The following is an 11,503-nucleotide window of genomic DNA, read 5'->3' as shown; positions in this document are numbered from 1 at the left end:
CAGCACGTCGAGGTCTTCCAGATGAGCGGTGTAGGAACCTTCATCTTCGGAAGACCTCGACCCCTATCCGGCCACCGACTCGCCGCCAACACCTACCCCGACCTACACCCTCATCTGGGAAGAGCCTGATAAGTTCTAATTCGTCGATTCTGGCACGGCTTTCAGTTGTGCTGTTTTCTGGCGAAAAATCGACTCTGGCGCATTGAAAGACATCCCTAAAATCGCAGAAGCCATCTCAGTCATCCAGGAGGTTTCAATGTCACGCACATCCAAAACAATGATCGGTATCGTTACTTTATCTTTGTCAGGACTTTTAGTTGGGGCGCTCCCCGCATCAGCGACTCCGGGTTTTTCGACGATGCGAATACAGGCGCGAGTTTCTTGCAATCACGGGGACTGGGCCGATCTTGCTACGGTCTCATCCTCCGGTACTTTCAGACTCACGCAAAACAATAGCGATCCCTACTCCCGACCACGGCGCATCTCCAAAGCACGACCACAGGTCGGAATACGAACGATGTGACAGTGTTCAATGGTCAAATGAAAACCTGGACCAATGTTTCTTATTCTACCTATAAACTTTGGGGAACTCGGGATAATACCTACGACTGCAATGGGTGGATTCCTGGAAATGGGGTTTATAGTGGAGACTATACGTATGATTACTAGTTCGCAGGGCAGCTTTTGGGGTCCGGCGTGCGACCCCAAAAGCTGCCCTGGGGGCGCCGCTCCCGGCGGGTTTCCTTTATGGAAATTAGGGCGTTATTCACGAGGGTTTCACCCCCTTGAGGAGAGTCAGGAAACCTGCAGGTCACAGGCCCTTGCAACGGACGGGTCGTCCGACTTCTAATCGCTCGTGAATAACGCCCTTACTTGGCGCGCAAGTCGCTCCGGGTTCAAGTGCTCGTGAATAGCGCCTCTAAACTTATTATCATACGGAGTCAATGTTTGGTGTGTCATTGCACGTGAAATGCGCATGACATGAACTGCGAGGAGGTTTGTTTATGGGAAAGGGGAAGTGGGGATTGCTGGTGGTGCCTTTGGTGCTAACTGCTTGCTCCATGCATTCTGAGTTGAGTGCGGATAGTGAGGTCTTTAAGGGTGTCGATAAAAGTGCGGCAGAGGAAGTGGTGAATGAGCCCGGTGTCAAGCAGCAGTACGAGTCTAACTCTGATGAAAAAATCAGAAATCAAATCGTGCAGGCCAGGGCGTATGACTATCAGTCCTGCCGGGCTGCGTATGACGTGTTGAAGAAGTGGGTTGAAACGGGGGAGCCGGGGACGTTGACATCGCTGACCAAGCCGGAGATGGTCACTGAAGGTTTCACCGCTATCAATGAGGAAAACAAGAAGAGGATTGAACTGGCCGCAGCGAAGGATATGGAAGGTTTCACGTCGTCGTTAGTGGGGGAGATGAAATGCGGTCGGGAGATTCCAGTCACTCCAGGTGATTACTCCGGGGAAAAGATCGAGGCTGCGGTCGCCAAGCTCACGAAGCGATGAATCTCATCCGCCGTACGGCGTCCCGCCCTGGTGTGCAGGGCATGGCCGTTGGCATGACATTGCTGCTGGGATGTGCCGCCTGTGCAGCCCCGGACAGTCAAGAAGGAATGGTCGCCTCGACTCCTACGGGAGTGAGCACCAGCAGCCAGGACACGACGTACGTCGTCCGACCACCAGCATCCTTCGCTTTTTCTATGACGGTGGAGGCGACAACCGGGCAGAAAGATGTGTTCACCATCCCGGTGCCCGAAGGGCTGACCTTCACTGCTGATCCAGACCTGGTGTCGGCGCGGCGATGCCTGGATTCTGCTGGCACGCCAGCGCCCTGCCGTCCCCAAGAGCAACAGGCGCAGAAAGCCACAGCTCAGCGTGATCTGGCCGCCCCCGTGGCAGCGCGCTTCGGGGGCAGCCCCCATGACTCCACCCGGACGTCCACCCCGAGTCAGGCACCCACGCCTGGGGGCGCCGCACCACCACAGGTCCCTGATCCGTCGGTGCCTATCCGGGCGCATCGACGACTGGGCCGCACCACGGTGGACAGCGCACTGGCCGCCCGCGCCGCTGGGGCTCACCCGGGGACGGTGCTGCTGTCTCAGGTACGCCAGTTAACTGACCGAGCTGGGGTGATCACCGCCCCGATCGAGGGGGATTTCTCCTACACCGCGCAAGCCCTCACGGTGCGCCACCGCTACACCGCGGTGACGGGCTCGTTGACTGCGACGCAGGTGTTGCGGTTATCCGCCGGGGAGGTCACCGCGGAAGCGACGTATCCCAGTGCGTTGGGTCAACGCACCGTCTCCTGTCGGGCATTGAGCATCACCGCGCCAAGCTCCCCAGATGCTAAACCTGAGGCGACATGCGTCCTGCCAGAAGTCACCGGCACGGTAGCGAACCTTGCGGCGAGTTTGCGGATCAGCAGCCGCACGTCGGCTCCTGTCCTGTCGGTGCCCGAGATCTATCTGCGGCAGGATCCCCGGGGTGAGGATGTCACGCTCACCACTGTCGGCAAGGATGGTGCATCCCGGCCGGTGCCGGTGGTGGTGGGTGTCGGTGACGGCGTACGGCGGGTGATCTTGTCGGGCATCGCGGCCGGTGATCGGTTGGTGCCGCCGACATGACCGGCCTGCTCTGCGCACCTGAAGGTGACCTGGCCCCACCGCGGATGGAATTGTGCGGGGTGGGTGTCGACTATGAGACCGCCACCGGGACAGTCACTGCGCTGACAGAGGTGAGTTGCGCCTTCGCGGCGCGTGAGTCGGTGGCGATCGTCGGCCGGTCGGGGGCAGGCAAATCCACGCTGGTGTCGGTGTTGGCGCTGATGCGCACCCCGAGCCGGGGAATGGTGTGTCTCGATGGGGTGGAAGTGCCGCGCCGTGGCCGTGAACTCGCTCGGCTGCGAGCCCGCCATGTCGGGATGATTTTTCAATCCTTTCATTTGGACCCGCAGGTCACAGCCTTAAACAATGCTCTCTTGCCGTGGCATTTCGCGCCCTGGCTGTCTCGGCGGGATGCTCGGCGGCGCGCCATGGACCTCTTTGACCGGTTGGGCATCGCGGATCTGAGCGACCGGCCGGTGCATGCCATGTCAGGTGGCCAGCGACAACGAGTTGCTATCGCTCGGGCTTTGGTCACCGACCCTGATGTGGTCATTGCTGACGAACCCACCGGGAATCTCGACGAACACACCGGCAATGCGGTCGCCGAGGACCTATACGCGCTGACAGCAAGCGGCACCACCGTGATCGTGGTCACACACGATCACACGATCGCTGCGATGGCGGACCGCACCGTGGATCTAGCGTTCGGGCGGATCTGCTCGGCGGACCCCACTTCTCGGGGTGAGCCGTGACCCGGCTCATCCCGCGCCAGTACCTGCCGCCGCCTCCAGGCTGGACGGGCTGGCGCACTGCCTGGTTGGCGATGCAGCTGGCTCGCCGAGGGTGGGGGCGCACCCTGATGTTAGTGATCATGGTCGCGTTGGGGATGACGTTGTCGCTGGTCACCTCGTCGATGGCCTCGGCTTCTCAACATGACATGGATGCTGCCGTCGATGACATCACCGGGCCGAGGACGCTGCGCACGCTCACCGTCCCGCGACTGCCTTCGCAGCCGCCCGCACAGACCTTCGCCCAGATTGATCGCGTGTTGCGGGTTCGGGGGATCCCAGCCACGGTGATAGCAGTGCGGAGCTTCCCCGGAGTGAACCTGCGCTGTCCGGGCATCAATCAGGATGCTCCTGGCCAGCCACAGCAGGTGATGACGCTGGTCGGGTCGATCTCGTCCTCCTCTGCTGTGGTGGCCAGTCCCCCTGCCGCTGGCCATTCCGCAGACGAGAGGCCCCCGGTCTGCGTGGACCGTGCCCCACTGCCACCGGACGCTCTCGATGCGGTCCCCGACGTGGTGGGTCGGCTCCACAAAGACGTGGTGATGGTGCGGGCTGAATATGTCCCCCTGGTCCAAGCCGCCGTGCCCGTCGACCAGGCTGGTAGCGACACCTGGCAGGTCATCGCCTGGTCGTCCTCGGAAGCACCGCAGCTCACCGACGCCTTGCGGGACAGCTGTGTGACTGCCACTCAGAGCGCTCGCGGGGTGGACGGTCAACCGCCGCAGATCTGCCAGGTGGAGACCCCAGGCAGCAATGATTCGTTACGGCGGGCGGGGCTGGGCGTGCAGATCATGTACCGCACGTTGGGCGCAGCGATCCTGCTGTTAGGTGGAGTCGGAGTGTTGGTCGCGGAAAACATCGTGGTCCGCGACCGGCGGTGGTTGTTTGGGTTGGCTCGGGCGTATGGCGCAGGCAGCGTGGACATCATTGCCTTGGTGGTGTTGGACGTGGTGGTGATCCTGGTGGGCGGGGTGATCACGGCGACGACGGTTAGTGTCCTGGCTCGGCCCATGCTGGCTGATCTGACGCGGAGTGTTTTTGGGACGCCGCTGGTGCTCGTCACCGCCCGGGATGTCCTTGATTTGGCGGTGGGCAGTTTGGTGGTGCTGCTGGTGGCGTCGGTGGGCCCGGCAGTCACTGCGGTGCGCAGCGATCCGTTAGATGTGTTGGAGCGTCGGAGCTGACGAAGGCCCGCTCCGCGAGCGGGTCGCGGGGCGGGCCTTCGGAGCGCAGTCGGGTGGGGATCATGTCCCCGCTGGTACGCCGGATGTCGCTCAGGCGGTGGTGGCCGGTGTCGCTGCGGGGGAGGTGTCATCCCGGGGGCGTGGCGGAGGTGAGGTCAGCACGGGAATCGCTGCTCCGATGAGGGCGATTGCCCCGATCACCGTGTAGGCCAGGACGTAGTTTTTCGATGAGCCGATGAGTGCTGACGCGATCAGCGGACCGGAAACTCCACCGATGGACCAGGCGACCAGCATCAGGCCATAAATACTGCCAGCGTGTTTGACGCCGAAGAATTGTCCGGCGGTGGAGGGCAGCGCGCCGAAGGCACCGCCGTAACAGGTGTAGATGATCGCGGCGAGCACGGCGAAGGACACCGGGGAGGTCCCGATCCGCGGCAGCAGAATCAAGGCGATGCCTTCAAGAGCGAGGATCCCGACGAATGAAGGCATCTTGCCGATCCGGTCAGATAGGGCAGCCCAACCGATGCGGCCAGCCCCGTTAAACAGGCCCATGACACCGACCAGCCCGGCAGCTCCGGCGGCGCTGTAGCCGGCGACAGCAGTGGCGGAGGCCGCTGCCACCGACACCAGGGAGATTCCTGCGGTGACACACACCGTGAGGATCACCGTCAGCAGATACCACTGCCGGGTGCCCAGAGCCTCCCGCACCGTGAAATCGCGGCCTTCGACTGCTGTGGTGGCCGTCCGCCCGGAAGCTACGACACCGGCAGGAGACCACCCCGCTGGCGGGTTGCGGAAAACCGTAGCGCCAGCGACGCCAGCGACCAGGTAGGCCAGCCCCAACGGCAAGAATGCCGCCGCCGGATGTGTCTTGTCTGCTTCGATCAAGGTCTGTGCCACCGGTGAGGTGATCACCGCACCAAACCCGAAACCACCGACGGCGATCCCCGTGATCAGCCCGGCTTTGTCCGGGAACCACTTCTGCAGCAACGCGATCGGCACGATGTAGGCCAGGCCGAGTCCGATCCCGCCCAGGACGCCGTACCCCAAGATCAGCAACCACAACTGGCCCGGCGCCTGCGCGAACGAACTCAGCACGATGCCTGCGGCATACATCACCATGCCCACCACGGCGACGGTGCGCGGGCCACGCCGGTCCTGGATCCGACCGCCCAGGAAGGTCCCCACGAAGATCATGCCGATCGCCGTTTCGAAGGGGATCGTTGCTTCCACCGTCGACAGTCGCAATGCCGACTCCGGCGCTTGCAGCGCTTTGCTGAAGGTGCTCCAGGCATAGACCGCACCGAGGGCGAGCTGCACCAACACCGCACCAGCGAGAATCACCCACCGATCTGATGCCCGAGGTGGAAGAGGGTCGGTGGACGTCGACGCCGGATCCGCGGTCGTCACGTCAGAAGATTCCGAGCAGGCCATTCCGTCATTTTCCCACCTCTGGGACGCCCGTCCGGACCGAACCGAAGATCCTCGGGGTTAGGTTGGGCGCCATGACCTTCCAGCGTCTCCACGACCCAGACCGGCACACCTTCGCTTCGGACAACTACTCCGGGGTCCACCCCGAGGTCCTGGAAGCGTTGGCCGCTGCCAACGGCGGTCATGTCACCAGTTACGGCGCTGACCCCTATACCGAGCGGTTGGTCGAGATCATGCGTGCGCATTTCGGGCCCCAGGTCCAGACCCATCCGGTCCTGACCGGTGGCGGCGCTAATGTCATCTCGTTGATGGCGATGGCTCGCCCCTGGGATGCAGTGATCTGCGCGGACAGTGCTCACATCAACACCGATGAGTGTGGGGCGCCGGAGAAGCTCGGCGGACTCAAACTGGACACCATCCCCACCCCGGACGGCAAGCTCACTCCGGAGCTGGTGGATACCAAAGCGGTCGGATTCGACTTCGAGCATCACGCCCAGCCGCGATTGCTCTCCATCACCCAGTCCACCGAGTGGGGGACGTTGTATTCCGTGGCGGAACTCAAGGCGCTGGTCGCCCGAGCCAAAGAACACGGCATGGTGGTCCACATGGACGGTTCCCGGCTGGGTAACGCCGCTGCGGCTCTCGGTGTCTCGTTGTGGGCGATGACGACAGACGTGGGCGTGGACGTGCTATCCCTGGGCGGCACCAAGAACGGCCTGATGGGCGCGGAAGCGGTGGTAGTCCTCAACCCGGACGCCGTCCAGGGCATGCTCTACGTGCGCAAGATGACGATGCAGCTGGCCAGCAAACTCCGGTTTGTTTCGGCACAGTTGCTCGCGTTGTACGACGGAGATTTGTGGTTGCGCTCGGCCACGCACGCCAACGTCATGGCGGCGCGTCTTGCCGCGGGCGTGCGTGAGCTGCCGGGGGTCAGATTGACGCGTGAGCCGCACGTCAACGCAGTGTTCGCGGTGCTACCCCGGTCGGTAGCTGATGCCGTGCGCGAGCAGTTCTTCTTCTATGACTGGGACGAAGCGGTCGGCGAGGTGCGCTGGATGTGCGGATTCGACACCACCAAAGAGGACGTCGACGCGTTCATTGATGCCATCCGTACGGCGCTCGCTAGCCCAGAGGTTTCATTCGTGATGTGACCGGTGAACGCGAGAAGTGCCCTTGTCCTGCAAGGATGTCGTTTGCGACAGGTGATATCCACGAGGTTCGTAGGGCGCTTCTCTGGTCTGTATCTTCACGTTCGAGTCAATGCTGTGGCGTCAGCCGCTGGCCGGACACGATCCGGTGAAAGTGAAGCTGGATCTGGGGGTTCCCGTTGGCGTGGAGTAGGGGGACGCCTGCAGTAACACCGCGACCACCTAGACTCCCTGGCCACCTCCCCCTGACCCCGACGATCCACCCGTTCACCGGGCCCAACGAAAGATGCGGGCTAGACGGTATGTAGCAACCCCGTCACAGCGACCGGGTCGCTACATACCGTCTAGGTGGATAGTGATGAATTCGCTTCTGCAGTAGTTGGATTGGTGATGCATGCCTGACTGCCTCTTAATAATTAAGGGTTCTTCGCAGATGAGGGTGTAGTCGGCTGGCGCGTCGGTCCGGGGGTAGGCGGTTGAGGTCTTCCGAAGATGGAGGTTCCTACACGCAGCCATCCCAAAGACCTCGACGTGCCCGACGCTACCTTCACACGCTCTGACCTGACTATCTTCACCCGCCTGGACGACCTCGGCCTGGAGGTCACCGGCCAACGACTCGATCCTGACCGTGCGGTGCTCGCTTGTCGGGTCATCGAGCCCGACGACTGGTGCCGACGGTGCGGTCGCAAAGGCGACCCCCTCTATACCGCGCGCCGGACCGTGCACACCGGGGCCGACCTGCTCACCGAAGTTCAGCACGAACGCCTCGAATCGCTCTTCGCCGCCGATCGGCATATTCAGGTCGAGTACACCTCGGGCATCTACCAGCGCATGATCTCCGCCTACCGCCACCCCGACCAGACCTCCGCCCGCGTCGAGATGAGCTCCATCATCGACACTCTCACCAACGGCGTGCCCAAGACGCTGGTCGAGCTACGCAAGCTCGACCGCACCCTGACCAGACACGCCTACGACATGCTGGCCTACATCGACCAACCCCGCACCAGCAACAGCCTTACTGAAGCCGTGAACGGGCGCCTTGAGCGCCTGCGCGGCCTGGCCCTCGGGTTGGCGCAACCTGACCCACCACACTGCCCGAGACCGACGGATTCAGACCGCTACTACACCCTGGATTGCGAAGAGCCTAATTAAGTTGAAATTTCATTTAGTCAGAGGCGCTGGGCGATTCAAGGAAGCAGAAGCTACATAGCCCAGATGCCTTCTGACACAAGAAAATTGGGCCTGCTAAGACGCCGTTGTTTGCTCATTTTAGATAAATGTGCAGAATGCATTCTGCGTCGCTTACTAAAGCGATATGATCCTCGTTATTCAATGCAAGAGATAGGTATTGCCATGAGCAAAAAATGGATCGCTGTCGCGCTTATTCTAGGTGCCGGTATCGGAGTATCGAGTCCCGCATTTGCAGTGAGCGATCAAGATCGCTGGCGGGAACGCTGCCCAGATCAAGCTCCGTGTTTTTTTAACGATCTTAACTATCGTGGGGAGATGAGCTGGAAACAGCCCGGTATTGGGCTGGTGAACATCTCGCATAAGAATAATGATCAGCTCTCCTCCTGGGCTAATCGTAGCTACCAAGACGCTGCTGGTTACGAACACGCAGATGGCCTTGGGGAGTGCCTCCCGATGCCCAAGCGGCAGCGAAACTCTTGGGTTCAAGGCTGGTGGAATGACAGAGTTTCATCCTGGAAGACCAACGGAGGCTGCTGATCTAACCTGAGAAACTGAAATGCGGGCGACAATAAACGAAGATTGTCGCCCGCATTCACATTTGAAAAGAGATACTAATGGCAATTAAAGCAGTCAAGGTAAAGAAAAAATTTAAAAACGGGGACTTTGATCGTTTGGTTGTTAACGATATTTCTATTGATATCCCGCAAGGAAATATGGTGTCCCTGATGGGACCGTCAGGATCGGGAAAAAGCACGCTTCTGAAATTATGTGCAGGACTTGAAGTACCAGATGAGGGTAGCGTTTTTATCAACAGAACGCGCATTGATCGCATGTCGTCTAAAAAAAGAGCCCAAGTTAGATTGAATAGCATTGGTGTAATATTTCAGCATGGAAATTTGCTGAACGAACTGACGGCAGCAGAAAACGTTGCGCTCCCCCTTCGTGCGCAAGGTCATCGTCGACTTGCTTCTCTGCAGCTTGCTCAAGAGGAATTAGAAAGTCTTGGTCTTGGTGATTATTGTCATCGGGCACCTGAAACTCTATCAGGAGGGGAGCAACAACGTGTCGGAATCGCTCGTGCACTCGCAGGTAACAAGAAAATTCTTCTCGCAGATGAACCTACTGGCGCGCTAGATAAATTGGCAACAATCGCGGTATTTGATGCACTGAGAAAAGTTGCAGAAGCTGGAGCGGCTATTTTGATCGCTACCCACGATCCACTCGTCAATCAGTGGGTCGACCAAAGTATCGTCATTGACGATGGACAAATTGTTGATATTAATTATTACTAATGTCATTTTTCAAGAAACTCACAGAAAGTCTGGCATCACGCAAAATGAATTCGTATTATAGTGGATTAATTTTTCTAGAATTGAAGCGCTCATACGCAAAGCTGGGCTGGTGGATGACCTTGTCCATACTTGCGCTGACTGTTGTAGTCCTGTCTCTTCTTCATCACGTAGGGCTAGCCACCCAACTCACCTCAAATCAGATTTCAGAAAGAAATCTAGGAGATCGGGAACACAGATTCTCTGTGCCGATAGGTAGTTGCCATCCATCAAAAGAATGCCCTGTTGCGACTATGATTCCTAATTTAATGTCAACTATCGGTGCCAATAACTCTCAAGTGACACTTTCCACGGATGCAGTAAAAATCCAAGATCAGCCAGACCTTAAACCTCGAATTCATGAAACGCAGTGGAATGCAGAGTTTAATTCTGCAAGATTCTTACTCAAGAGAGGAAGCTGGCCAAAATCAGATGCTGAAGTGGTCTTGTCATCTGAACTTAATCTTCGTATGGGCAATCCTAAGATCATCAAGTTATATGGAGGACTTGTTTCATTTCGAGTAGCAGGCATCGCCGAAGATAAATATTTCAATAATGAGAAAACTATATTTTCTGCCCCGGGAACTATATCCAAAATAATAAGCGAAATTTCTGTGCATGGAGAGAGATACTCGCGGCCACAGATAAGCTTCGCGGTCCAGTTCAATGGAGGCGATGAAAGCCAAATTATAATTGAAGTATCTAAAATGATCGAAAAGTTAACGAAGTCCAATGCTCAGACTTACGAAAAAGAAATTGCTTCATCATATGAAACTCGCAAAGAAAACACAAGGGCCTGGTCAGCCTTTTATAAAGAAACGCCATTATTTGCAGGATGGATTCCTCTTTTAATTCTTCCAGGTCTATGCGTTTTTGTAATAATAGCAGGTCAGAGTAAGAAAAATCGAGATATTCGCAAGCAATTATTATTACTGGGAATTAATCAACATCGAACTACCATAGTTCAATACATAACAAATTTGATTGCTATTATTTTTACAATAATTTTTTCTATCATTGTTGGTGATATGTTGGGTTACATCTTTCGAGACGTAATTAGACAATATGCTCACCAGCCACTTAGTCCCCCATTGTTGCCAATTGTGACATTATCTTTCGCACTAGTCAGTGCTATATTACCCCTAACTTTATGGTTACTAACGGAGATGATCTACGATCTATGGACTGCGCGCAGGTCAAGAAAAATCTCAATTGCGATACGTAGTGTAACAAGAAAAGCTGTTGGTCTATTCCGTTTTTTATTATTAGTAGCTGGAGCGGCTTGGCTCATCAATGCAGCGATTTTTAACAAGCCTAGTACGGCTTCAGAACTATCAATTTGGATCAATATTTTCTGCTTGGTTAGCGCGGTCTTTATTGCACCTTTAATTGCGATCTATCGAGATGGCCCCGGTGTTATGCCTGTGCCATTAACTTTAGCAGTTCGTCGAATGAATCGTTCTTTTATTGCCACAGCTATGACAGCATGTGCCGTTATAGCATTTTTATCAGTTCCAGTGGCTACTATTATTAGTACTGCGACCAGTGAATATTATATAAATATTTCACAGGTTGCCGCAGTTGCGCCAAATCAAATCGCATTAGGAATGAATAAAACTTCGAGTGGCGGAACAAGTTCTCAAATCAAAAAAGATTTTGAGGAAATTAGTCATCTTTCTAGTCCAATTAGTCTTCAGAGTGCTTGGGTGGCGGATTCATCCGGTCAGTGCCTCGCCTGCTTCGGTGAGTAGTTTATCGAGGCGTTCGGTGGGGGTGTCGAAGTCCAGGGTTTGACGGGGCCTGCCGTTGAGGAGGTAGGCGACGTTGTCGAGGT

Annotated in this window: 10 protein-coding genes and 1 pseudogene; 9 read left to right on the top strand and 2 right to left on the bottom strand. The window is 57.1% G+C overall.

Annotation, left to right across the window (positions count from 1 at the left end; genetic code table 11):
* Positions 1-135 precede the first annotated feature (135 nt).
* Positions 136-387 (bottom strand): hypothetical protein, encoded by a 252-nt coding sequence (locus tag KEM60_RS14795; RefSeq protein ID WP_219108603.1) that lies wholly within the window; start codon positions 385-387, stop codon positions 136-138.
* A gap of 617 nt (positions 388-1,004) precedes the next feature.
* On the opposite strand from KEM60_RS14795, the gene KEM60_RS14790 reads away from it, so the two are divergent.
* Genes KEM60_RS14790 through KEM60_RS14775 form a run of 4 tightly spaced genes read left to right on the top strand, consistent with a single transcriptional unit; the run spans position 1,005 to position 4,571 of the window.
* Positions 1,005-1,502, top strand: a complete 498-nt coding sequence (locus tag KEM60_RS14790; protein WP_219108601.1) for a hypothetical protein — start codon at positions 1,005-1,007, stop codon at positions 1,500-1,502.
* A complete protein-coding gene (locus tag KEM60_RS14785; RefSeq protein ID WP_219108599.1) occupies positions 1,499-2,620 on the top strand; it encodes a hypothetical protein in 1,122 nt (373 codons plus the stop codon). The genes KEM60_RS14790 and KEM60_RS14785 overlap by 4 nt, the downstream gene beginning before the upstream one ends.
* Positions 2,617-3,351 carry an ABC transporter ATP-binding protein gene (locus tag KEM60_RS14780; RefSeq protein WP_219108597.1) on the top strand — a complete coding sequence of 245 codons (735 nt, stop codon included), beginning with the start codon at positions 2,617-2,619 and terminating at the stop codon, positions 3,349-3,351. Before KEM60_RS14785 ends, KEM60_RS14780 begins: the two co-directional genes overlap by 4 nt.
* The gene (locus KEM60_RS14775; protein ID WP_219108595.1) at positions 3,348-4,571 is read left to right on the top strand and encodes an FtsX-like permease family protein; all 1,224 of its coding nucleotides are present in this window, start codon (positions 3,348-3,350) and stop codon (positions 4,569-4,571) included. The genes KEM60_RS14780 and KEM60_RS14775 overlap by 4 nt, the downstream gene beginning before the upstream one ends.
* A 90-nt stretch (positions 4,572-4,661) precedes the next feature.
* Here the strand turns inward: KEM60_RS14775 and KEM60_RS14770 are convergent, their stop codons facing one another.
* Positions 4,662-5,981, bottom strand: a complete 1,320-nt coding sequence (locus tag KEM60_RS14770; protein ID WP_255574714.1) for an OFA family MFS transporter — start codon at positions 5,979-5,981, stop codon at positions 4,662-4,664.
* A 95-nt stretch (positions 5,982-6,076) separates the two neighbouring features.
* Here KEM60_RS14770 and KEM60_RS14765 point away from each other — a divergent pair, with 95 nt between their 5' ends.
* The 5 genes and pseudogenes from KEM60_RS14765 to KEM60_RS14745 all read left to right on the top strand — a co-directional run bounded on the left by KEM60_RS14765 (position 6,077) and on the right by KEM60_RS14745 (position 11,420).
* Positions 6,077-7,153: a low specificity L-threonine aldolase gene (locus tag KEM60_RS14765; RefSeq protein ID WP_219108591.1), complete on the top strand. Its 1,077-nt coding sequence runs from the start codon at positions 6,077-6,079 to the stop codon at positions 7,151-7,153.
* A gap of 678 nt (positions 7,154-7,831) precedes the next feature.
* Positions 7,832-8,298, top strand: a pseudogene (locus KEM60_RS14760) (transposase); the annotation flags it as partial.
* Positions 8,299-8,365: 67 nt separating this feature from the next.
* Positions 8,366-8,878, top strand: a complete 513-nt coding sequence (locus KEM60_RS14755; protein ID WP_219108589.1) for a peptidase inhibitor family I36 protein — start codon at positions 8,366-8,368, stop codon at positions 8,876-8,878.
* 77 nt (positions 8,879-8,955) lie between these two features.
* The gene (locus tag KEM60_RS14750) at positions 8,956-9,633 is read left to right on the top strand and encodes an ABC transporter ATP-binding protein (RefSeq protein WP_219108588.1); all 678 of its coding nucleotides are present in this window, start codon (positions 8,956-8,958) and stop codon (positions 9,631-9,633) included.
* Entirely contained in the window at positions 9,633-11,420 is a 1,788-nt protein-coding gene (locus KEM60_RS14745; RefSeq protein ID WP_219108586.1) for a hypothetical protein, read from the top strand. The genes KEM60_RS14750 and KEM60_RS14745 overlap by 1 nt, the downstream gene beginning before the upstream one ends.
* Positions 11,421-11,503: the final 83 nt, after the last annotated feature.

Source organism: Austwickia sp. TVS 96-490-7B (genome assembly GCF_019331795.1).
Taxonomy (GTDB): Bacteria; Actinomycetota; Actinomycetes; order Actinomycetales; family Dermatophilaceae; genus Austwickia.
The sequence above is the reverse complement of the archived record's forward strand: the minus strand, read 5'-3'. Positions and strand labels throughout refer to the sequence as shown.